Genomic DNA, 21050 nt, shown 5'->3' on the forward strand with positions numbered 1-21050 from the left:
GGCATGGTGTCGTTTCTCGACACCCCCGGTCACGAGGCCTTCACGGCCATGCGTGCCCGTGGTGCCCAGGCTACCGACATCGTCATTCTGGTGGTGGCGGCTGACGACGGCGTCATGCCCCAGACCAAGGAAGCCATCAAGCATGCCAAGGCAGCCAAGGTGCCGATCGTGGTGGCCATCACCAAGGCCGACAAGCCCGATGCCAACCCCGAGCGCGTGAAGCAGGAGCTGGTGGTCGAGGAAGTGGTGCCCGAAGAATACGGTGGCGATTCGCCGTTCGTGGCCGTGTCGTCCAAGACCGGCATGGGCATCGACGAACTGCTGGAGCAGGTGCTGCTGCAGGCCGAAGTGCTGGAGCTCAAGGCCCCGGTGGATGCCCTGGCCAAGGGCCTGGTGATCGAAGCGCAGCTGGACAAGGGCCGCGGCCCGGTGGCCACGGTGCTGGTGCAGTCCGGTACGCTGAAGGTGGGCGATGTGGTGCTGGCCGGCCAGACCTCCGGCCGCGTGCGCGCCATGCTGGACGAAAACGGCAAGCCGGCCAAGACGGCGGGCCCGTCCATTCCGGTGGAAATCCAGGGCCTGTCGGACGTGCCGCAGGCGGGCGACGAGTTCATGGTGCTGTCCGACGAGCGCCGTGCGCGCGAAATCGCGACCTACCGTGCCGGCAAGTTCCGCAACACCAAGCTGGCCAAGCAACAGGCCGCCAAGCTGGAAAACGTGTTCAACGAGATGACTGCAGGCGAGGTGCAGACCCTGCCCATCATCATCAAGGCGGACGTGCAAGGCTCGCAGGAAGCGCTGGCAGCCTCGCTGCTCAAGCTCTCCACCGACGAGATCCGCGTGCAGCTGGTCTATGCGGGCGTGGGCGGCATCAGCGAGTCCGACGTGAACCTGGCGATTGCCTCCAAGGCCATCGTGATCGGCTTCAACGTGCGTGCCGACGCCGGTGCGCGCAAGCTGGCCGAGTCGAGCGACGTGGATCTGCACTACTACAACATCATCTACGACGCCGTGGATGAGTTGAAGGCGGCCATGTCCGGCATGCTGGCCCCTGAGCAGCGCGAAGAAGCCATCGGTACGGCCGAGATCCGCACCGTGTTCGTGGCGTCCAAGATCGGTACCGTGGCGGGTTCGTACGTCACGTCCGGCCAGGTCACGCGCAACTGCAAGTTCCGCCTGCTGCGCGACAACGTGGTCATCTACACCGGCGAAGTCGAGTCCGTGCGCCGCCTCAAGGACGATGTCAAGGAAGTCAAGGAAGGCTTCGAGTGCGGTATCAAGCTGCGCAACTACAACGACATCAAAGAGGGCGACCAGCTGGAGTTCTTCGAGATCAAGGAAATCGCGCGGACGCTGTAAGGCGCACGGGATACAAGCGACAACATGGCTGCGAAAAAGTCCTCCACGCCCAATCGTTCCTTCAAGGTGGCCGATCAGATCCAGCGTGATCTGACGGAGCTGATCGCGCGCGAGTTGAAAGACCCGCGCGTGGGCATGGTGACGCTGCAGGGCGTGGAGGTGACGCCCGACTACGCGCATGCCAAGGTGTTCTTCAGCCTGCTGACCGGCGACCCGGAGGAAACCCAGGCGGCGCTGAACCAGGCCGCCGGCTTCCTGCGCAACGGCCTGTTCAAGCGCCTGCACATCCACACGGTGCCCACGCTGCACTTCGTGTTCGACCGCACCACCGAACGGGCGGCCGACATGAATGCGCTGATTGCGCGCGCCGTGGCTTCCCGCTCCAAAGACGGCGAGGACGCATGACCGAGCGCGCTCCCCGCACCAGGGTGCAGCGGCGCCCGGTGCACGGAGTGCTGCTGCTCGACAAACCCCTGGGCCTGTCCAGTAACGACGCCTTGCAAAAGGCGAAGTGGCTGCTGCGCGCCGAAAAGGCCGGCCACACCGGCACGCTGGACCCGCTGGCCAGCGGCGTGCTGCCGCTGTGTTTTGGCGCGGCCACCAAGTTCAGCCAGCTGCAGCTCGATGCGCCCAAGACCTACGAGGCCGTTGCCCTGCTGGGCGTGACCACCACCACCGGCGACGCCGAGGGCGAAGTGCTGGAGCGCCGCGAGGTCGACCCCGCACAGCTCACCCCGGACCGCCTGGCGGCTGTGCAGCAGCAGTTCACCGGCCCGATCCGGCAGGTGCCGCCCATGCACAGCGCGCTCAAGAAGGACGGCAAGGCCCTTTACGAGTACGCACGTGCCGGCATTTCCGTGGAGCGGCCCGCGCGCGACGTGGTGATTCATGCATTGAAACTGGCCCTGACGCAGACTGAGCAAGCGCTACCAGCTATCAAAATGATAGTTACTTGCAGCAAGGGCACCTACATCCGCACGCTGGGCGAGGACATCGGTGCCGCGCTGGGCTGCGGTGCGCACCTGGTGTTCTTGCGCCGCATCGACACTGGCGGGCTGGGGGTGGAGCGTTGCATCACCCTGGCGGCGCTGGAGGCCATGGACGAGGCCGCGCGCACCGCGGCGCTGGAACCGGCCGAATCGCTGCTGGCACAGCATGTGCGTGTCACGCTGGACAGCGACAATGCGGCCCGGTTCCTGTCCGGCGTGCGCCGGCGCGGGCCGTGGCCGGACGCGCCCGCCGTGGCGGTGTTTGGCGACGAGCCGCGCGCACTGCTGGGCGTGGGGCACATCGCGGGGGGCGAGCTGATACCAGACCGGCTGCTGTCCCCGCTGGAAATTCAACAGATTCTGGAAGGCACGCCGCGCCTACACACGAGTTAAGCGGCACATTGGAAAAACTATGACGACGACCAAACAAATCCGCAACATCGCCATCATCGCCCACGTGGACCATGGCAAGACCACCATGGTGGACCAGCTGCTGCGCCAGTCCGGCACCTTCGCCGACCACGAAAAGGTCGTCGATACCGTGATGGACAACAACGCGATCGAAAAAGAGCGTGGCATCACCATCCTGGCCAAGAACTGCGCCGTGAGCTGGAAGGGCACGCACATCAACATCGTGGACACCCCCGGCCACGCGGACTTCGGCGGCGAAGTGGAGCGTGCCCTGTCCATGGTGGACAGCGTGGTGCTGCTGATCGACGCGCAGGAAGGCCCCATGCCCCAGACGCGCTTCGTGACCAAGAAGGCCCTGGCCCTGGGCCTGCGCCCCATCCTGGTGGTGAACAAGGTGGACAAGCCCGGTGCCAACCCCGACAAGGTGGTCAACGCTGCGTTCGACCTGTTCGACAAGCTGGGTGCCACCGATGAACAGCTGGATTTCCCGGTCGTGTACGCCTCGGGCATCAACGGCTGGTCGTCGCTGGAAGAGGGCGCTCCCGGTGAGCAGTGGGGCCCCGACATGTCGGCCCTGTTCGACACCATCCTCAAGCACGTGCCGCCGAACACCGGCGACGCCAATGCGCCGCTGCAACTGCAGATCTCGGCGCTGGACTTCTCCACCTTCGTGGGCCGCATCGGCGTGGGCCGTATCAGCCAGGGCACTTTGAAGCCCATGCAGGACGTGATCGTCATGGAAGGCCCCGGCGGCAAGACCACCAAGGGCCGTGTGAACCAGGTGCTGACCTTCCAGGGCCTGGACCGCATGCAGACGCCGTTGGCCGGCCCCGGCGACATCGTGCTGATCAACGGCATTGAAGACATCGGCATCGGTGTGACCGTGACCGACCCGGCCAACCCCGCACCGCTGCCCATGCTGAAGGTGGACGAGCCCACGCTGACCATGAACTTCTGCGTGAACACCTCGCCCCTGGCCGGCCGCGAAGGCAAGTTCGTGACCAGCCGCCAGATCTGGGACCGCCTGCAAAAGGAACTGCAGCACAACGTGGCCCTGCGCGTGAAGGAAACCGACGAAGAAGGCGTGTTCGAAGTGATGGGCCGCGGTGAACTGCACCTGACCATCCTCTTGGAAAACATGCGCCGGGAAGGCTACGAGCTGGCCGTGTCCAAGCCCCGCGTGGTGTTCAAGGACATCGATGGCGTGAAGCACGAGCCTATCGAGCTGGTGACGGCCGACATCGAAGAAGGCCACCAAGGCGGCGTGATGCAAGCCCTGGGCGAGCGCAAGGGCGAGCTGGTGAACATGGAGCCGGACGGCCGTGGCCGCGTGCGCCTGGAGTACCGCATCCCGGCCCGGGGCCTGATCGGCTTCACCAACGAGTTCCTGAACCTGACGCGCGGCTCGGGCCTCATCAGCAACATTTTCGACGGCTACGAGCCGCACAAGGGCGACATCGGCGGCCGCAAGAACGGCGTGCTGATCTCCATGGACGACGGTGAAATCTTCACCTACGCCCTGGGCAAGCTGGACGACCGCGGCCGCATGTTCGTGAAGGCCAACGACCCGGTGTACGAAGGCATGATCGTCGGCATCCACAGCCGCGACAACGACCTCGTGGTGAACGCCACCCGCACCAAGCAGCTGACCAACTTCCGCGTGTCCGGCAAGGAAGACGCGATCAAGATCACGCCCCCGATCGACCTCACGCTGGAATACGGCGTGGAGTTCATCGAGGACGACGAGCTGGTCGAGATCACGCCCAAGTCCGTGCGCCTGCGCAAGCGCCACTTGACGGAAAACGAGCGCAAGCGCGCCGCCCGTTCTTGATAAGCTCAGCGCTTCTGAAAGGGCCACTGCCACGCAGTGGCCTTTTTTCCGTCTGAAATGTCCGGAACCTCATGTTGAAACTCACGCATTTCCGCGCCGTGCTGCTGATGGTGGCCGTGACCCTGATGTGGTCGATTGCCGGGGTGGTCACGCGCCACCTGGAGCACGCGGCGAGTTTTGAGGTGACCTTCTGGCGCAGCTTCTTCACGCTGGTGTCGCTGCTGGTCATCCTGCCCGCGCTGCAGGGCCGGGCGGTGTTTGCGTCCATGCGGCACAGCGGACGGGCCCTGTGGATCTCCGGCGTGTGCTGGAGCGTGATGTTCACGGCGTTCATGGTGGCCCTGGTGTTGATGCCGGTGGCCAATGTGCTGGTGACGATGGCCGTGGGCCCGCTGCTCACGGCGCTGTTCTCGTGGCTGTTCATCGGGCACCGCATCGCGCCGCGCACCTGGGTGGCGATTGCGCTGGCGGGGCTGGGCATTGCGTGGATGTATGGCTCGCAGATGGCGGGCCTGCCCTGGGCTGGCACGCTGGTGGCCCTGTGCGTGCCGGTGGCTGCCGCCGTGAACTGGACGGTCGTGCAACACTCGCAACGCCACGGCCACGCGGTGGACCTGGTTCCCGCCGTGCTGGTGGGCGCGGTGATCTCGGTGGTGGCCACGCTGCCGCTGGCCATGCCGTTCCAGGCTTCGGGGCACGACTTGGCGCTGCTGGCCCTGCTGGGCGTGGTGCAATTGGCGATTCCCTGCGTGCTGGCCGTGCGCTGTGGCCGGGTGCTCAAGGCGCCCGAGATGGCGCTGCTCGGCTTGCTGGAAGTGATCTTTGGCATCCTGCTGGCCTGGCTGGGTGCTGGCGAAAAGCCCGCCCCGGCGGTGCTGACGGGAGGCGCGCTCGTGATTGGCGCGCTGGTTTTCAATGAACTGTTAGGTTGGAAGGAACAAAAATGACGGAGACGGTAGTGCCGGAAGTGTTGAGCGAAGTGCGTGGGCAAGTGGGCTTCCTCACGCTGAACCGCCCGCGTGCGCTCAATGCCTTGTCGCTGGGCATGGTGCGTGAGCTGATGGGCGTCTTGCTCGCCTGGCAGAACGATGCGCGCGTGCTGGCCGTGGCCATCCGGGGCAGCAACAAGGAAGGGCCGTTCGGCGCCTTCTGCGCGGGCGGCGACATCCGCTTTCTGCACCAGGCAGGCAGCCAGGGCAACCCGCAGCTGGAAGACTTCTTCACCGAGGAATACGCGCTCAACCACCTGATCCACAACTACGCCAAGCCTTACATCGCCTTCATGGATGGCATCGTGATGGGCGGCGGCATGGGCATCAGCCAGGGTGCCGCGCTGCGCGTGGTGACCGAGCGCACCAAGATGGCCATGCCCGAGACGGCCATCGGCCTGTTCCCCGACGTGGGCGGTGGGTACTTCCTGAGCCGCTGCCCTGGCCATATCGGCGAGTGGCTGGCGCTGACGGGCGACACCATCGGCGCGGGCGACGCCATGGAAAGCGGCCTGGCCGATGGTTGCCTGCCCGCCGACCAACAGGCCGCTGTCTGGGACGCCCTGGCCACGCAAACCTTTGCGGACGATGCAGCTGTCCAGGCTTTTGTTGCTTCAAAATTTGTAGCTGCAGGCGCCCACCACACAAGCGCTAGAGGCCAAATTGACCAAATTTTCTCGCTGCCCACCGTGGGCGCGATCATCGCCGCCCTGGAAGCCGCCGACAGCGACTGGGCGCGCAGCACCGCCGCCACGCTGCGCAAGCGCTCGCCGCTGATGCTGCATGTGGTGCTGGAGCAGATCCGCCGCGCCCGCGGCATGGGCCTGGCCGACGACCTTCGCATGGAGCGCGACATGGTGCGCCACTGCTTCTACCTGCGCCCGGGCCAAAGCGAAACGGTGGAGGGCATCCGCGCCCTGGCCGTGGACAAGGACCACGCGCCAAAGTGGAATCCGGCCCGCATCGAAGATGTGACGCCGGCGATGGTGGCGCCGTTCTTCGTGAGCCCCTGGCCCGCGCACGCGCACCCGCTGGCGTCGCTGGCCTGAGCGGTTTTGTCGATTACGGCTGCAGCTGCTGGTAGACGCGGGTTGCCAGCGCCAGCAGTTCGGCCCGCGACAGCTGCCCGCTCAGCGCATAGCCGAAACCCTGGTCCACCCAGTAGAACCCGGGCACCGGCCCCTCCTGCGTGAACTGGAAAGCGGCCTCTGGAAGCGGCCCGGCGGGGTGTTCCGCACCCCGGCCGGGCGCCTGCGCGGCCGCGGAGGCCAGGGCACCCAGGTACAGCGTGATGCGCTGGCCTGCGCCGTTCTGGTACATGAACTGCGCGCGCGCCCCGCTGTCGCCCGGCAGCAGCCGCCCGCCGACCAGGTCATAGCCCAGCGGGGCAAGAACCGGCACCTTGAGCGGGCGGTCCAGCCGCTTGGAGAGCCACTGCACCAGGTGCTCCTGCTGTGCGGCCGTCACTTCCACCGGGTGGCGCACCTCGGGCTGGTACACGGCATGCGCCACGGCGGCCTGCTGGGCGAAGCGCTGGGCCGGGGCCATGGCCACCCAGCCCGCGGACGCGCTGGGTGCGGCCGCTGCACTCGTTGTTGCGGCAGTGCCTGCGCGCTGCGCGGCCCAGTGGCCGTGTCCTGACCAGCCCAGCCCGAACGCTGCCAGCACGGAGGCGGCCATGCCGCCCCAGCGCCACCAGGCGGCGCGCTGCCGTGCCTGCCCGTCCACGGCGGCCAGCGCGGCTTGCAACAGCGTCTCGGGCACGGGGGCGTGCTGCAGGTCCTGGTGCAGCGCCCGCAGCTGTGCCCGCTGCTGCTGCCAGCGGGCCAGCGTCTGCTGCGCCGCCGGATCGCCGGCCAGCTGGTTCTGCAGGGCTTGCGCCTGCTCGGGCGGCAGCCGGCCGTCCACCAGCGCGTGCCAGGCGTCGAGGCGGTCGTCATCGGTGCAGGCGGCGGGGCGGCTGTTCGGGTCCATGGCGTGGCAGGGCGGCAGGGGGTTTTTACTTCAGGCGGCGCAGGCCGGGCGATTCGCGGCGCGCGGCGGGGCGGGCGGCGGGCGTGTGGTCCATCAGTGCCGCCAGCCGCGTGCGTGCCCTCGAGAGGCGCGACATCACCGTGCCCACGGGGATGGCCAGAATGCGCGCCGTGTCTTCATAGCCCATGTCCTCCACCGTCACCAGCAGAAGCACGGCGCGCTGCTCGGCGGGCAGGCGCTGCAGGCAGCGCTCCAGGTCCAGCAGCGCCTCGTCGGCGGGGCCGCTGGCGCCCGGCAGGTGCTCCTGCACTTCGTCAATGTCCACGGCCGCGAGTGTGGGCGCGGCCCGGCGCTGGTTGAGGTACAGGTTGTGCATCAGGGTGAACAGCCAGGCGCGCAGGTCGCTGCCGGGCCGCCACAGCCGCCATTTGCTGCACGCGCGCTCCAGCGTGTCCTGCACCAGGTCATCGGCCGCCCAGGCGTCGCCCGTCAGCATGCGCGCGTAGCGGCGCAGGCCGGGCAGTTGCTCGATGACCTGGGCGCGGTTCATCCGGGCGGCGTGAGGGCAGGGCGGGCGCTGGTCCGGTGCAGGCGCTTGTCAGGGCCGGGCCGTGTGCCACACCTGGTTGACGCCGTCGCCCGTCTTGTCGCCGGGCTTGGCATCCTTGGCCCAGTAGTACAGCGGCTTGCCCTTGTAGGCCAGCTGCATCTTGCCGTCGTCGCGGGTCACCAGGGTGTAGTCGCCGCCGGGCGCGGTGCTGGCCACCAGCGGCGGCCAGTTGGTCGCGCACGGGCCGTTGCACACCGACTTGCCGCTGCCGGCCACGTCGCGGTCAAAGGTGTAGAGCGTCATGCCGTTGGCGCCCACCAGCACGCCGTCCACGGTTTTCACGGGCGATGCAGGTGCACTGCCGCCATACCCGGAGGCACAGCCGGCAAGCACCGTCAATGTCAGGGAGAGGGCGATCGTCGGGACAAGCTGCAATTTCTTCATGGGTTTCTCCAGGTCGGGGTGCAGGCCGCAATGGGGGCCTGACGCTCGGATAAACACATGGGCCCAGGGATTTATTCCGTCTTGCCGGAAAAAAACTGCAGCGCGCGCTGCACTGCGCTGCGTGGGCCGTGCCGGGGTCAGCGGTTGCGGCTCTTCATCGCGCGTTCCACCTCGCGCTTGCCTTCGCGGTCCTTGATGGTGTCCCGCTTGTCGTGCTCGGCCTTGCCCTTGGCCAGCGCGATCTCGCACTTCACGAAGCCGTTCTTCCAGTGCAGGTTCAGCGGCACCAGCGTGTAGCCCTTTTGCTCCACCTTGCCGATCAGGCGCTTGATCTCGTCCTTCTTGAGCAGCAGCTTCTTGGTGCGCGCGGATTCCGGGTTCACGTGGGTGGACGCCGTCTTGAGCGGGTGGATGAGGCAGCCCAGCAGGTACAGCTCGCCATCGCGGATCAGCACGTAGCCGTCGGTCAACTGCACCTTGCCCTCGCGCAGCGCCTTGACTTCCCAGCCGTGCAGCACCATGCCCGCCTCGTGGCGTTCCTCGAAGAAATAGTTGAATGCCGCCTTCTTGTTCTCGGCAATGCGGGCGGGAGCGTCGGGTTTCTTGGCCATGGCGTTCAGATGCGGCTTCCAGCGGGAGACAAAAGGTCTCCGTACATACAATTGTGGCCGTTCAAAGACCCGCGATTCTAGTTCCCTGGCCCGCCTTGCCCCTGCAGGACGTCACGCCAGCTTCCTGCATGAAAACCGTCCACAAGTCCGTCCTCATCTGGTACAGCCCCGAAGAGATGTTTTCCCTGGTCACCGGGGTGGAACACTACCCCCAGTTTCTGCCGTGGTGCGACCGCGCGGCCGTGCTGGAGCGCACCGACACCGGCATGACCGCCGAGGTGGGCATCGCCTTCAGCGGCATCCGCCAGACCTTCGTGACGCGCAACACGCACGAGGCAGGCCGCCGCGTGCAGATGCACCTGGTCAAGGGGCCCTTCTCGCGCCTGGATGGAGACTGGCATTTCCATCCGGTGGGTGACGGCTCGCAGCGCGCCTGCAAGGTGGAACTGCTGCTGAACTACGGATTCGACAGCGCCGCGCTGGCCGCGCTGGTGGGACCCGTGTTCGACCGCATCGCCGGCAGCATGGTGGACGCCTTCGTCAAGCGTGCCGAGCAGGTGTATGGCTGAACCGCAGGGCCGGCCCCCGCTGCGCGTCACCGTCGTGGTGTGCCTGGGGCCGCGGAATACGCAGGAAGGCGTGGTGGACCTGCCCGAAGGCGCCACGGTGGCCGACGCGCTGCAGGCCTGCGCCACGGCCCACGGCTGGGCGCTGCCGCCGGACGGCGAGCCGGCGCTGGGGATTTGGGGGCGCGCCGCGGCGGCGCAGGCCCCCGTCCGGGACGGGGACCGCGTGGAGGTTTACCGCCCGCTGGTGGTGGACCCCAAGGTGGCCCGCCGCGAGCGCTTTGCGCGGCAGGGCGCGCGTTCCACCGGCCTGTTCGCCCGCCAGCGGCCGGGGGGCAAGGCGGGGTACTGAAGCACAGGCTGGCGGGCGCCCGTGCGTTTGCGCGCGCTTAGCGCTTGCACTCCGAGGCGATCACCCCGTCGATGCGCTTGGCTTCGGCAGCCAGGCCCGCTTCGTCCAGGAAGATGCGTTCGCCCTGGGCGTTGGACTGGGTGACGGGCCGGCCCGAATCCAGGGCCGCCTTGGCCTGGCGAGCGCGGGTGCAGTTTTCGGCCTTGGCCTTGGCGATGCGTTCTTCTTCAGCCTTCACCTTGGCGGCTTCAGCGGCCTCGGCCTGGGCCTTCTTTTCTTCCAGGGCCTTGTCCTTGCCGGGCGCACTGGCGGCGGGCTTGGGGGCAGGGGCGGACGCGCCGGAAGCGGCCTCAGCCGGCACCGAGGCATCGGCCTGCGGCGCGCGCGGCAGGCCCCGGTTGGGCTGCTTGAGGATGTTCTTTTCAGGAATCTCCTGCGGCGGCGGGCGGTCGCTGAAGACCTTGCGGCCGTCCTTGTCGATCCACTGCCATTGCGCCGCCGCGCCCATGGCCCAGGTGCAGGCCACGGCCAGCAGGAGAAGCTTGTGCATTTTCATGCGGCCAAGTTTATCCATCTGCCCCCACGCCTGCCACCGCGGGGCGGACGGATGGGCGCGTTTTCGCCACATGCGGAGCCTGTCGGCCCTGGAATCGGCGGCTGGCAATCGAACGCAGCGGCTCATTTTTCACCGGCGTGTTGCCCCCTCGCTGCGGCCATGAGGCGGCAAGTTCGCCGAAAACTGCGCTCGCTGGGTCGATTTTCGCTTTCGGCCCGCCCAGCCCGGCGGCTTCCTGGCGCGGGTACAATCCGTTTTTTGGAGCTTTCTCATGCGCCTTCTCGGAAAAGCGCTCACCTTCGACGATGTGTTGCTGGTGCCAGCGTACTCCCAGGTCCTGCCCAAGGACACGTCCCTCGCGACGAAACTCTCCCGCAACATCCAGCTGAACCTGCCGCTCGTGTCCGCCGCCATGGACACCGTGACCGAGGCGCGCCTGGCCATTGCCATTGCCCAGGAGGGCGGCATCGGCATCGTGCACAAGAACCTCACGGCGCAGGAACAGGCCGCCCACGTGGCCAAGGTCAAGCGCTATGAGTCGGGCGTGCTGCGCGACCCGGTGGTCATCACCCCCGAGCACACCGTGCTGCAGGTGCTGCAGCTGTCCGAACAGCTGGGCATCTCGGGCTTCCCGGTGTGCGACGGCGGCAAGGTGGTGGGTATCGTCACGGGCCGCGATCTGCGCTTCGAGACGCGCTACGACGTCAAGGTCCACCAGATCATGACGCCGCGCGAGAAGCTCATCACCGTCAACGAGAAGGAACACACCTCGCCTGCCCAGGCGAAGGCGCTGCTCAACAAGCACAAGCTCGAGCGCATCCTGGTCGTGAACGACGCCTTTGAGCTCAAGGGCCTGATCACGGTGAAGGACATCACCAAGCAGACCAGCTTCCCCAACGCAGCACGCGACGCCGCAGGCCGCCTGCGCGTGGGCGCTGCCGTGGGCGTGGGCGAGGGCACCGAAGAGCGCGTGGAAGCGCTGGTCAAGGCGGGTGTGGACGCCATCGTGGTGGACACGGCCCACGGCCACAGCAAGGGCGTGATCGACCGCGTGCGCTGGGTCAAGCAGAACTACCCGCAGGTGGACGTGATCGGCGGCAACATCGCCACCGGCGCGGCTGCGCTGGCGCTGGTCGAGGCCGGCGCCGACGCGGTCAAGGTCGGCATTGGCCCTGGCTCCATCTGCACCACCCGCATCGTGGCCGGTGTGGGCGTGCCCCAGATCATGGCCATCGACAGCGTGGCCACCGCCCTCAAGGGCACGGGCGTGCCGCTGATCGCGGACGGCGGCATCCGCTACAGCGGTGACATTGCCAAGGCCCTGGCCGCTGGTGCTGGCACCGTGATGATGGGCGGCATGTTCGCCGGCACCGAGGAGGCCCCCGGTGAGGTGATCCTGTACCAAGGCCGCAGCTACAAGAGCTACCGCGGCATGGGCTCCATCGGCGCCATGCAGCAGGGCAGTGCCGACCGTTACTTCCAGGAGTCGAGCACGGGCAACCCCAACGCCGACAAGCTGGTGCCCGAAGGCATCGAAGGCCGCGTGCCCTACAAGGGCTCCATGGTCAGCATCGTCTACCAGATGGCCGGCGGCGTGCGCGCCTCCATGGGCTACTGCGGCTGCGCCACCATCGAGGACATGAACAACAAGGCCGAGTTCGTCGAGATCACCACGGCCGGTATCCGCGAGAGCCACGTGCACGATGTCCAAATTACGAAGGAAGCGCCGAACTACCGCGCTGACTGATCGTTGTCGGTCCAATCTGGCCTGATTGAAAAAATCGGGTCAGACTGCTATAGTCTGGTCTGAATTTGTCATTCAGGCCAGACTTTTCTTTTTTGGGGTCCGCGCACCCATGCAATCCGTCGGTATCTACGAAGCCAAGAGCCGGTTCTCGGCCCTGATCGAGCTGGTCGAGCAGGGCGAGGAAGTGCGCATCACCCGCCACGGCAAAGAGGTGGTGCGCATGCTGCCGGTGCGGCGCCGCCCGGTCATCACCGACGAGCAGATTGCGCGCGAACTGAGCCAGATCGACGCGTTGCACGCCAGCATCCGCCCGGCGGCCGACGCCTCCCGCAGCGACAGCCTGCGCCGCAAGGGCCGGACCGCCGCATGACCGCCTTCGTACTCGACGCCTCCGTGACCGCCGCCTGGCTCCTGCCCGATGCGGCCAGCGAGCACACGCGCCGCCTGTACACGCTGATCCGCCGCGACCAGCTGGAGCCCCAGGCGCCCAACCTCTGGCAGTGGGAGTGCAGCAACCTCCTCAGCAGCGGCGTGCACAGCGGCCGCATCCCGTCCGCCTCGGTCGAAGGCCTGTGGGGCGTGCTGGAAGCCATCCGCCACCGCGTGGAACTGCACGAGCTGGCCCCGGCCCAGCACAAGGCCGTGCTCGATGTGGCGCTGGAAACCGGCCTGCCTACTTTTGACGCCGCTTATCTGTGGCTTGCGCGCTCGCTGCGGCTGCCCCTGGCCACGTTCGACCCTCACCAGATCGCAGCCGCCCAGCGCAGCGGCGTCCCGCTTTTCGACCTCTCCCGCCTCTGACGGACCACCACCATGCAACACCAGAAAATCCTCATCCTCGATTTCGGCTCGCAAGTCACCCAGCTCATTGCCCGCCGTGTGCGTGAAGCCAACGTGTACTGCGAGGTGCACCCCTGCGACGTGTCGGACGACTGGGTGCGGGACTACGCCAAGGACGGCTCGCTCAAGGGCGTCATCCTCTCGGGCAGCCACGCCAGCGTGTACGAGGAAACCACCGACAAGGCCCCCCAGGCCGTGTTCGAACTGGGCCTGCCGGTGCTGGGCATCTGCTACGGCATGCAGACCATGGCGCACCAGCTGGGCGGCAAGGTCGAGGGCGGCCACAAGCGCGAGTTCGGCTTCGCCGCCGTGCGCGCCCGCGGCCACACCGCGCTGCTCAAGGGCATTGCCGACTTCACCACGCCCGAAGGCCACGGCATGCTCAACGTCTGGATGAGCCACGGCGACAAGGTCACCGAGCTGCCCCCGGGCTTCAAGCTCATGGCCAGCACGGACAGCTGCCCGATCGCCGGCATGGCCGACGAAGAACGCCGCTTCTACGCCGTGCAGTTCCACCCCGAAGTCACGCACACCGTGCAGGGCCGGGCGCTGCTGGAGCGCTTTGTGCTGGGCATCTGCGGCGTGCAGCCCGACTGGGTGATGAAGGACCACATCGCCGAGGCCGTGCAAGCCATCCGCGCCCAGGTGGGCGACGAGGAAGTGATCCTGGGTCTCTCCGGCGGTGTGGATTCGTCCGTGGCCGCAGCCCTGATCCACCGCGCCATTGGCGACCAGCTGACCTGCGTGTTTGTGGACCACGGCCTGCTGCGCCTGAACGAGGGCGACATGGTGATGGACATGTTCGAAGGCAAGCTGCACGCCAAGGTGATCCGCGTGGATGCGAGCGAACTGTTCCTCTCCAAGCTCGCCGGCGTGAGCGACCCCGAGCAAAAGCGCAAGATCATCGGCGGCCTGTTCGTCGACGTGTTCAAGGCCGAGGCCGCCAAGCTCAAGGCCGGCACCGGCGGCCACAAGGGCGCAACGTTCCTGGCCCAGGGCACCATCTACCCCGACGTCATCGAATCCGGCGGCGCCAAGAGCAAGAAGGCCGTCACCATCAAGAGCCACCACAACGTGGGCGGTCTGCCCGAGCAGCTGGGCCTGAAGCTGCTGGAGCCGCTGCGCGACCTGTTCAAGGACGAGGTGCGCGAACTGGGCGTGGCCCTGGGCCTGCCGCCCGAGATGGTCTACCGCCACCCGTTTCCCGGCCCCGGCCTGGGCGTGCGCATCCTGGGCGAAGTGAAGAAGGAATACGCGGACCTGCTGCGCCGTGCCGACGCGATCTTCATCGAAGAGCTGCGCAACTTCACCGACGAGGCCACGGGAAAGACCTGGTACGACCTCACCAGCCAGGCCTTCACCGTGTTCCTGCCCGTCAAGAGCGTGGGCGTGATGGGCGATGGCCGCACCTACGACTACGTGGTGGCCCTGCGCGCCGTGCAGACCAGCGACTTCATGACCGCCGACTGGGCCGAGCTGCCCTATGCGCTGCTCAAGAAGGTGTCGGGCCGCATCATCAACGAGGTGCGCGGCATCAACCGCGTGACCTACGACGTGAGCAGCAAGCCGCCGGCAACCATCGAGTGGGAGTAATCAACCTCCACAGCGCGGTACCGCAAGTGAACCACCCAGACCATGGCCTGGCTTGACGTAGCGCGGGTGGCTGCCATCCTGGCGGTCGTGCTTTTGCACACGGCCGCCAGTGTGGTGTCGCTGGCTCCGCTGGGCTCGGCGGCCTGGTGGGCGGGCAACGGGTACGACGCCCTGGTGCGGTGGTGCGTGCCGGTGTTCGTGATGGTGAGCGGGGCGCTGCTGCTGGACGCACGCAAGGCCGAAAGCCTGGCGGCGTTCTACCGTAAGCGTGCAGCCCGGATTGCGCTGCCGCTGCTGTTCTGGAGCGCGGTGTACATCCTCTGGAACTACCGCCACGCATGGGACCAGCTGGGCCCGGCGGCCGTGCTGCAGAGCGTGGCACGCGGGTGGCCGCACTACCACCTGTGGTTTCTGTACATGCTGCTGTGTTTGTACCTGTTCACGCCGTTTTTACGGGTGGTGGCCTGGCACACGTCGCGGCGCGATCTGTGGTGGCTGGTGGCCGCCTTGTTCGTGCTGGCCGGCGTGAACGAATGGCACCGTGTTGCCACCGGCGGCGGCGCGGGGCTGTTCATCAACTGGTTCTTGTCGTACCTGCCGTACTTCTTCTGCGGCTACCTGCTGCGGACGGCGCAGCGCGACGTGCCCATGCCCTGGCTGGCGGCCGTCTTTGCGCTGTCGGTGGCCGCCACGGCGGCGGGCTGCTACGGGGTGGGGCGTGCCCACGGGCTGGACAAGGGCCTGTACTTCTACGGCTACCTGAGTGCCACGGTCATTCCCATGTCGCTGAGCGCGATGCTGCTATTCAAGCGCTGCACCTGGGAGGGGGCGTGGGCGCGTGGCGCCCAGCAGCTCTCGCAGTTGACGCTGGGGGCCTATCTGGTGCACCCCATCCTGCTGGAGTCGCTGCGCGGCGCGGGCCTGCAGCCGGAACAAGGGGGCGCGCTGTGGTCGGTGCCCGCGCTGGCCGCGGTGGTGTTCGCGGGCTCGCTGGGCGTGGCCTGGGTCTTCCAGCGCCTGCCGCTGCTCCACCGCACGGTCTAAGAACGTATTGCGGTCTGCTGCGTTGCGGCGCTTGCCAATAGCCGCGCTGTTGGCTGCGCACCGCGCCTGGCATCCCCTCCCGCAAAGACCGCTGCGCGACCCCTGGGAGATCGTCCACACGTTCCAAGCATCCTTGGCGCGATGGGTCGCGCCCGGTTCGTGCAAAGGATCCGTGGTGTGGTGCGGCCTGGCGTATCAGGCGCGTGCTTCGCCGGTGGCGGGGTCGTAGGCCGCGCCGTCCGGGCCGATGATGCTGTTGGTGGCGGCGTCGTAGGTGGTCAGGCGGTAGGTGCCGGCGCCTTTGCCGTCCAGGCCGATGTACGAGGCCTGGGCAAACACCTGGCGGTTGTCCTGGGCGACGACGCCGTCGGCGGTCCACTTGTTGCTCATCAGCCATTCCGACGGGTTCACGCCCTGGGGCACTTCCACCTTGCCGTCTGTGCGCATCTTGGCCATCGTGGGGTCCATGTTGAAGCCTTCGGCCGCCAGCAGCGTGGCGGGGGGCTGGCTCTTGTAGAAGGCGGCGGTTTCCGCGGGCATCTGCGACAGGTCGCTTTTCACGAGGGTGGAGCCGTCGGTGGGGAACTTGGACAGCTGGCCGCTGCGGATGGCCGCGTAGTCGGCGGCAAATTCGGGGTTGTTCTTGAAGAACATGTACCGCCCCACGGCTTCCTGGTCGCCGCCGCTGAGGGACATGGAGATCATGCGCACATAGTCGGGCACCTTGTAGTCCTCGGCGAACGTGTCACCCAGGCCTTGTTCCCATGCGCGGAATTCCTGCAGGTTGTTGAACGGCGCCTTGGCCGTGGTGGTGCTGGTGCTGGCACCGGCGGCGGTGTCGGTGCCGCTCTTTTCGGTGTAGCGCTCAGCCGTGGATTGGTAGGGCTTGGTGCTTTGCTGCGTGGCGGTGGCTCCGGCCGCCGTGTCGCCGGCCGTGGCGGGCTGTGCCGACAGCTCGGCCAGGGTGCTCTGCAGCTCCTTGAGGAAGGTGAGGGGGTCGGCGTCGCCGTGCTGTTGGGCGGTGCGCTCCGCTGCCTTGGCGGCCAAGGTGCTGGAGACGCCCAGGGAGGTCAGCATGTGGGTGGCTTGGGAGATATCGAGCATCTTGCAGGTCCTTCGGTGGCAGGCGGCAGCGCCTGGCGGGCCACGGCGGAATGCCATGGGGGGCGTGGCTGATCGTCTCGCAAAGCCGTGCGCGCCGGTGCCCCGGTAAGCGGCACAAAACCGGCGCTTTTCAGACGTCTGCCGGGGCGAAGGAATGCTCCTGAAAGCATAGCTGCCAGCGCTTTATGGACGGGCGCTGGAGGCTGTTTTTGCTAAAAACCCCATCGGGGCGGGGGCTCAGCCGATGGTCATCAGGCTGGCGTTGCCCCCGGCGGCGGCCGTGTTCACGCTCAGCGCGCGTTCGACGAGCAGGCGTTCCAGCGGGATGTCGTCCTCCCCCGGCGCCATGGCCGTCACGCCCACGATGGGGCCAGGCCGGCGGGCGAGGGCGGCGCACACGGCCTGCAGCGACGCGGTGTCGCCGTGGTGCAGCACGGCATCCAGCGGCACGCCGGCGTCGGTCAGCGCTCCGTCCTGCGCGGTCACCTGTGCCTGCACGGGCGCGGGCAGCCGCGTGCGCAACGCGGCTTGGTCCACCGGCCAGACCGCCGTGCCGCCCACGGCCAGCACGGCGGCCGTCTGCACCAGCAGGTCGTCGGTGCGGGGGGCCAGGCACAACACCCGGCCGCGCGGCGCCAGGGTGTAGACGTTGCGCTCGCCCGTGGGGCCGGGCAGGGTGCGGGCAGTGCCGCTCTGGCTGTCTTGCGCAAAGCGCTCGCAGACGCGGGCCAGGGCTGTGCGGCCGTCGGCGTCGGCCCACTGCCGCAGGGCGGTCAGCGGCGCCAGCAGGCGTTCGCGCTGGGTGCCATCAGGCGGTGCGCTGCGGTCGACCGCGGCCAAGGTGCGTGCCACGGCGTTGGCGGGGCGGCGCGACAGCAGGCGCAGCAGGTACAGCGGCCCGCCGGCCTTGGGGCCGGTGCCCGACAGGCCTTCGCCGCCAAAGGGCTGCACGCCCACCACGGCGCCCACCATGTTGCGGTTCACGTACACGTTGCCGGCGTGGGCGCGGTCCACCACGCGGGCAATGGTTTCGTCGATGCGGGTGTGCACGCCTTGGGTCAGGCCGTAGCCGGTGGCGTTGATCTGGTCGAGCAGCTGGTCCAGGTCGTTGCGCGCGTAGCGCACCAGGTGCAGCACGGGGCCGAAGACTTCGCGCTGCAGCTCGCCGATGTGGTTCAGCGCGATCAGCGTAGGCGGCACAAACGTGCCTTGTGCTGCGGCGGCCGAAACGTGGCTCGGGTGCTGGAACACGCGGTGGCCTTGGGCCTTGAATTTTTCGATGTGCTGGGTGATGCCGGCCCGGGCTTCGGCGTCGATCACCGGGCCCACGTCCACGCGCAGCTCGGCGGGGTTGCCCACGCGCAGCTCGCCCATGGCGCCCTGCAGCATCTCCACCACGCGGTCGGCAGCTTCTTCCTGCACGCACAGCACGCGCAGGGCGGAGCAGCGCTGGCCGGCGCTGTCAAAGGCGGACGCGACGGCATCGCCCACCACCTGCTCGACGAGGGCGGACGAGTCCACGATCATCGCGTTCTGCCCGCCCGTTTCCGCAATCAGCGGGATGGGGCGGCCTGCGGCATCCAGCCGCCCGGCCACCGTGCGCTGCAGGATGCGCGCCACCTCGGTGGATCCGGTGAACATCACGCCCATCACGCGCGCATCGCCCACCAGGCGCGCACCCACGGTTTCGCCCGTGCCGGGCAGCAGTTGCACGGCCGCACGCGGCACCCCCGCCTGCCACAGCAGGCGCACGGCTTCGGCGGCAATCAGCGGTGTTTGCTCGGCGGGCTTGGCCAGCACCGGGTTGCCGGCAGCCAGTGCGGCGGCGACCTGGCCCATGAAGATGGCGAGCGGGAAGTTCCACGGGCTGATGCAGGCCACGGGGCCCAGGGGGACGTGCGTGGCGTTGTCAAACGTGCCGCGTACCTGCGCGGCGTAGTAGCGCAGAAAGTCCACGGCCTCGCGCACCTCGGCCACGGCGTTGCTGGCGCTCTTGCCCGCTTCGCGCATCAGCAGGCCCATGAGGGGCTGCATGCGTTCTTCCAGCAGGTCGGCCGTGCGTTGCAGGGCGGCGGCGCGCTCTGCGGGCGGCGTGGCGGCCCAGGGGGCGGCCATGGCTTGGGCGTGGGCCAGGGCCTGGTCCACGTCGTTGGCCGTGGCCTCCTGCACCTGGCCCACCACGTCGGCGTGGTCGGCCGGGTTGCGCACGGGCTGGGTGGGGCCTGTGGGCGCTTCCGTGGCCAGCAGCGGCGCGGCGTGCCAGGGGTGCTCGGCCGTGGCTTGCAGCGTATCGGCCAGTTCGGTCAGCGTGTTTTCGTTGGACAGGTCCAGCCCGCGCGAGTTGGCGCGGTGCGCGCCGTAGAGCGCGCCGGGCAGCGGAATGCGCGGGTGGGGCAGGCCGGCTGCGCCCTCGGCGGCGGCCTGTTCGTCCACCACCTGCACGGGGCTTTTCACCAGATCTTCCAGGGCAAGGGTCTCGTCGGCAATGCGGTTCACGAACGAGGTGTTGGCGCCGTTCTCCAGCAGGCGGCGCACCAGGTAGGCCAGCAGCGTCTCGTGCGTGCCCACGGGGGCGTAGATGCGGCACGGCCGCCCGAGCTTGCCGGCAGCGACGGCGCCCACCACCTGCTCGTACAGCGGCTCGCCCATGCCGTGCAGGCACTGGAACTCGTACTGCCCGGCGTAGTAGTTGCTGCCCGCCAGCTGGTAGATGGTGGCCAGCGTCTCGGCGTTGTGGGTGGCGAACTGGGGGTACACGGCCTCGGGTGCGGCCAGCAGCTTGCGAGCGCAGGCGATGTAGGAGATGTCGGTGTGCACCTTGCGGGTGTAGACGGGGTAGTCCGCCAGGCCGTCGACCTGCGCGCGCTTGATCTCGCTGTCCCAGTACGCGCCCTTGACCAGCCGCACCATCAGGCGGTGCTGGGTGCGGCGGGCCAAGTCCACCACAGAGTCGATGGCGAAGGGGCAGCGCTTCTGGTAGGCCTGGAGGACGAAGCCCATGCCATTCCAGCCCGCCAGCGCGGGCTCGTGGCACAGGCGCTCCAGCAGGTCCAGCGACAGCTCCAGCCGGTCGGCTTCCTCGGCATCGATGTTCAGGCCGATGTCGTATTGCCGGGCCAGCAGGGTCAGGCGCAGCACGCGCGGGTACAGCTCGTCCATCACGCGGCCAAACTGCGCGCGGCTGTAGCGCGGGTGCAGGGCCGAGAGCTTGATGGAGATGCCCGGGCCGTCATAGATGCCGCGGCCGTTGGAGGCCTTGCCGATGGCGTGGATGGCCTGCTCGTACGACTGGTAGTAGCGCTCGGCATCCGCGCTGGTCAGCGCCGCCTCGCCCAGCATGTCGTAGGAGTAGCGAAAGCCTTCGGCCTCCATCGTGCGGGCGTTGCGCAGGGCCTCGTCAATCGTTTCGCCGGTCACGAACTGTTCGCCCATCATGCGCATGGCCATGTCCACGCCCTTGCGGATCAGCGGCTCGCCGCCTTTGCCGATCAGGCGGCTGAGCGATGCGCCCAGGCTGCCCTCGCTGTGCGTGGCGACCAGCTTGCCGGTCAGCAGCAGGCCCCAGGTGGCGGCGTTCACAAACAGGGACGGACTTTTGCCCAGGTGTGCGTCCCACTGGCCGCGGCTGATCTTGTCGCGGATCAGCGCGTCGCGCGTGGCCTTGTCGGGGATGCGCAGCAGCGCCTCGGCCAGGCACATCAGCGCCACGCCTTCTTGCGACGACAGCGAGAACTCCTGCAGCAGCCCTTGCACCAGGCCTGCGCGGCCCGCGCTGGCCTTGCGCTCGCGCAGCGCCCGGGCAATGCGCAGCGCCAGTTGCTGGGCCTGCGCCGCCTGGTCTGCCGGCAGGCGGGCCTGGGCCAGCAGCGGTGCCAGGGCCTCGGGCTCGGGGCGGCGGTAGGCGGCGGTGAGGGCCGCGCGCAGCGGGTTGGAGAGCGGCGTGCGGGGCGCAAACCCGGCAAACGGCGTGGTGGCGGGCAGGGACGGGGCAGGCTGCGTCATGGCGGGCGTCTCGGAAAGCAAAGCGTTGTTGAACAGGGCTGCTGGCGATGATCGGGGTGTTTGTGGTGAATAAATGTCGGAAGATTGG

At 68.0% G+C, this 21050-nt stretch carries 20 protein-coding genes; 13 read left to right on the forward strand and 7 right to left on the reverse strand.

From position 1 onward, the window contains the following. The 6 genes from infB to LWW96_RS06895 all read left to right on the forward strand — a co-directional run. Positions 1 to 1359 (forward strand): translation initiation factor IF-2 (infB, locus tag LWW96_RS06870; protein ID WP_291485347.1); only part of this gene is annotated, 1359 nt, incomplete at its 5' end. Between the two features lie 24 nt (positions 1360 to 1383). Continuing rightward, positions 1384 to 1764 carry a 30S ribosome-binding factor RbfA gene (gene rbfA, locus LWW96_RS06875; protein ID WP_291485349.1) on the forward strand — a complete coding sequence of 127 codons (381 nt, stop codon included), beginning with the start codon at positions 1384 to 1386 and terminating at the stop codon, positions 1762 to 1764. Beyond that, on the forward strand, positions 1761 to 2741 hold the full coding sequence (gene truB / locus LWW96_RS06880) for a tRNA pseudouridine(55) synthase TruB (protein WP_291485351.1): 981 nt from the start codon (positions 1761 to 1763) through the stop codon (positions 2739 to 2741). Before rbfA ends, truB begins: the two co-directional genes overlap by 4 nt. A gap of 19 nt (positions 2742 to 2760) precedes the next feature. Further along, entirely contained in the window at positions 2761 to 4590 is a 1830-nt protein-coding gene (gene typA / locus LWW96_RS06885) for a translational GTPase TypA (protein WP_291485352.1), read from the forward strand. A gap of 71 nt (positions 4591 to 4661) precedes the next feature. Beyond that, positions 4662 to 5537, forward strand: a complete 876-nt coding sequence (locus tag LWW96_RS06890; RefSeq protein ID WP_291485354.1) for a DMT family transporter — start codon at positions 4662 to 4664, stop codon at positions 5535 to 5537. Further along, the gene (locus tag LWW96_RS06895) at positions 5534 to 6628 is read left to right on the forward strand and encodes an enoyl-CoA hydratase/isomerase family protein (protein ID WP_291485356.1); all 1095 of its coding nucleotides are present in this window, start codon (positions 5534 to 5536) and stop codon (positions 6626 to 6628) included. The genes LWW96_RS06890 and LWW96_RS06895 overlap by 4 nt, the downstream gene beginning before the upstream one ends. A 13-nt stretch (positions 6629 to 6641) precedes the next feature. On the opposite strand, the gene LWW96_RS06900 is transcribed toward LWW96_RS06895, so the two are convergent. The 4 genes from LWW96_RS06900 to smpB form a co-directional block, all read right to left on the reverse strand. Then, on the reverse strand, positions 6642 to 7553 hold the full coding sequence (locus LWW96_RS06900) for an anti-sigma factor (RefSeq protein WP_291485358.1): 912 nt from the start codon (positions 7551 to 7553) through the stop codon (positions 6642 to 6644). A 25-nt stretch (positions 7554 to 7578) separates the two neighbouring features. Beyond that, positions 7579 to 8103 carry a sigma-70 family RNA polymerase sigma factor gene (locus LWW96_RS06905; RefSeq protein WP_291485360.1) on the reverse strand — a complete coding sequence of 175 codons (525 nt, stop codon included), beginning with the start codon at positions 8101 to 8103 and terminating at the stop codon, positions 7579 to 7581. A gap of 48 nt (positions 8104 to 8151) precedes the next feature. Next, positions 8152 to 8547, reverse strand: coding sequence for a hypothetical protein (locus tag LWW96_RS06910; protein WP_291485362.1), 396 nt, complete (start codon positions 8545 to 8547; stop codon positions 8152 to 8154). Between the two features lie 137 nt (positions 8548 to 8684). Beyond that, a complete protein-coding gene (smpB, locus tag LWW96_RS06915) occupies positions 8685 to 9158 on the reverse strand; it encodes an SsrA-binding protein SmpB (protein WP_291485364.1) in 474 nt (157 codons plus the stop codon). Positions 9159 to 9286: 128 nt separating this feature from the next. Between smpB and LWW96_RS06920 the strand changes: the two genes are divergently transcribed. Together LWW96_RS06920 and LWW96_RS06925 are read left to right on the forward strand one after the other, a co-directional pair. Continuing rightward, entirely contained in the window at positions 9287 to 9727 is a 441-nt protein-coding gene (locus LWW96_RS06920; protein ID WP_291485366.1) for a type II toxin-antitoxin system RatA family toxin, read from the forward strand. Further along, complete coding sequence (locus LWW96_RS06925) at positions 9720 to 10076, forward strand: RnfH family protein (RefSeq protein WP_291485368.1); 357 nt, start codon at positions 9720 to 9722, stop codon at positions 10074 to 10076. The genes LWW96_RS06920 and LWW96_RS06925 overlap by 8 nt, the downstream gene beginning before the upstream one ends. Positions 10077 to 10113: 37 nt before the next feature. Here LWW96_RS06925 and LWW96_RS06930 read toward each other — a convergent pair whose 3' ends face one another. Next, on the reverse strand, positions 10114 to 10632 hold the full coding sequence (locus tag LWW96_RS06930; protein ID WP_291485370.1) for a DUF4124 domain-containing protein: 519 nt from the start codon (positions 10630 to 10632) through the stop codon (positions 10114 to 10116). A gap of 271 nt (positions 10633 to 10903) precedes the next feature. On the opposite strand from LWW96_RS06930, the gene guaB reads away from it, so the two are divergent. The 5 genes from guaB to LWW96_RS06955 all read left to right on the forward strand — a co-directional run bounded on the left by guaB (position 10904) and on the right by LWW96_RS06955 (position 15856). Then, complete coding sequence (gene guaB, locus LWW96_RS06935; RefSeq protein WP_291485372.1) at positions 10904 to 12379, forward strand: IMP dehydrogenase; 1476 nt, start codon at positions 10904 to 10906, stop codon at positions 12377 to 12379. Positions 12380 to 12488: 109 nt separating this feature from the next. After that, entirely contained in the window at positions 12489 to 12749 is a 261-nt protein-coding gene (locus tag LWW96_RS06940) for a type II toxin-antitoxin system prevent-host-death family antitoxin (protein ID WP_291485374.1), read from the forward strand. After that, positions 12746 to 13180, forward strand: coding sequence for a type II toxin-antitoxin system VapC family toxin (locus tag LWW96_RS06945; protein ID WP_291485376.1), 435 nt, complete (start codon positions 12746 to 12748; stop codon positions 13178 to 13180). The genes LWW96_RS06940 and LWW96_RS06945 overlap by 4 nt, the downstream gene beginning before the upstream one ends. A gap of 12 nt (positions 13181 to 13192) precedes the next feature. Then, a complete protein-coding gene (guaA, locus tag LWW96_RS06950) occupies positions 13193 to 14812 on the forward strand; it encodes a glutamine-hydrolyzing GMP synthase (protein WP_291485378.1) in 1620 nt (539 codons plus the stop codon). 42 nt (positions 14813 to 14854) lie between these two features. Next, positions 14855 to 15856 carry an acyltransferase family protein gene (locus tag LWW96_RS06955; RefSeq protein WP_291485380.1) on the forward strand — a complete coding sequence of 334 codons (1002 nt, stop codon included), beginning with the start codon at positions 14855 to 14857 and terminating at the stop codon, positions 15854 to 15856. 195 nt (positions 15857 to 16051) lie between these two features. On the opposite strand, the gene LWW96_RS06960 is transcribed toward LWW96_RS06955, so the two are convergent. Both LWW96_RS06960 and putA read right to left on the reverse strand, forming a co-directional pair. Further along, positions 16052 to 16960: a hypothetical protein gene (locus tag LWW96_RS06960; RefSeq protein WP_291485382.1), complete on the reverse strand. Its 909-nt coding sequence runs from the start codon at positions 16958 to 16960 to the stop codon at positions 16052 to 16054. A gap of 237 nt (positions 16961 to 17197) precedes the next feature. Continuing rightward, a complete protein-coding gene (putA, locus tag LWW96_RS06965) occupies positions 17198 to 20962 on the reverse strand; it encodes a trifunctional transcriptional regulator/proline dehydrogenase/L-glutamate gamma-semialdehyde dehydrogenase (protein ID WP_291485384.1) in 3765 nt (1254 codons plus the stop codon). Between the last annotated feature and the right edge of the window lie 88 nt (positions 20963 to 21050).

The organism is Acidovorax sp. (assembly GCF_021287135.1).
Lineage (GTDB): Bacteria > Pseudomonadota > Gammaproteobacteria > Burkholderiales > Burkholderiaceae_C > Acidovorax.

What these genes read in the sequence shown, in the direction of transcription:
- rbfA (WP_291485349.1), top strand. Translation starts at nt 1,384, where the DNA reads ATGGCTGCGAAAAAGTCCTCCACGCCCAATCGTTCCTTCAAGGTGGCC.
- truB (WP_291485351.1), top strand. Translation starts at nt 1,761, where the DNA reads ATGACCGAGCGCGCTCCCCGCACCAGGGTGCAGCGGCGCCCGGTGCAC.
- typA (WP_291485352.1), top strand. Translation starts at nt 2,761, where the DNA reads ATGACGACGACCAAACAAATCCGCAACATCGCCATCATCGCCCACGTG.
- LWW96_RS06890 (WP_291485354.1), top strand. Translation starts at nt 4,662, where the DNA reads ATGTTGAAACTCACGCATTTCCGCGCCGTGCTGCTGATGGTGGCCGTG.
- LWW96_RS06895 (WP_291485356.1), top strand. Translation starts at nt 5,534, where the DNA reads ATGACGGAGACGGTAGTGCCGGAAGTGTTGAGCGAAGTGCGTGGGCAA.
- LWW96_RS06900 (WP_291485358.1), bottom strand. Translation starts at nt 7,553, where the DNA reads ATGGACCCGAACAGCCGCCCCGCCGCCTGCACCGATGACGACCGCCTC.
- LWW96_RS06905 (WP_291485360.1), bottom strand. Translation starts at nt 8,103, where the DNA reads ATGAACCGCGCCCAGGTCATCGAGCAACTGCCCGGCCTGCGCCGCTAC.
- LWW96_RS06910 (WP_291485362.1), bottom strand. Translation starts at nt 8,547, where the DNA reads ATGAAGAAATTGCAGCTTGTCCCGACGATCGCCCTCTCCCTGACATTG.
- smpB (WP_291485364.1), bottom strand. Translation starts at nt 9,158, where the DNA reads ATGGCCAAGAAACCCGACGCTCCCGCCCGCATTGCCGAGAACAAGAAG.
- LWW96_RS06920 (WP_291485366.1), top strand. Translation starts at nt 9,287, where the DNA reads ATGAAAACCGTCCACAAGTCCGTCCTCATCTGGTACAGCCCCGAAGAG.
- LWW96_RS06925 (WP_291485368.1), top strand. Translation starts at nt 9,720, where the DNA reads ATGGCTGAACCGCAGGGCCGGCCCCCGCTGCGCGTCACCGTCGTGGTG.
- LWW96_RS06930 (WP_291485370.1), bottom strand. Translation starts at nt 10,632, where the DNA reads ATGAAAATGCACAAGCTTCTCCTGCTGGCCGTGGCCTGCACCTGGGCC.
- guaB (WP_291485372.1), top strand. Translation starts at nt 10,904, where the DNA reads ATGCGCCTTCTCGGAAAAGCGCTCACCTTCGACGATGTGTTGCTGGTG.
- LWW96_RS06940 (WP_291485374.1), top strand. Translation starts at nt 12,489, where the DNA reads ATGCAATCCGTCGGTATCTACGAAGCCAAGAGCCGGTTCTCGGCCCTG.
- LWW96_RS06945 (WP_291485376.1), top strand. Translation starts at nt 12,746, where the DNA reads ATGACCGCCTTCGTACTCGACGCCTCCGTGACCGCCGCCTGGCTCCTG.
- guaA (WP_291485378.1), top strand. Translation starts at nt 13,193, where the DNA reads ATGCAACACCAGAAAATCCTCATCCTCGATTTCGGCTCGCAAGTCACC.
- LWW96_RS06955 (WP_291485380.1), top strand. Translation starts at nt 14,855, where the DNA reads ATGGCCTGGCTTGACGTAGCGCGGGTGGCTGCCATCCTGGCGGTCGTG.
- LWW96_RS06960 (WP_291485382.1), bottom strand. Translation starts at nt 16,960, where the DNA reads ATGCTCGATATCTCCCAAGCCACCCACATGCTGACCTCCCTGGGCGTC.
- putA (WP_291485384.1), bottom strand. Translation starts at nt 20,962, where the DNA reads ATGACGCAGCCTGCCCCGTCCCTGCCCGCCACCACGCCGTTTGCCGGG.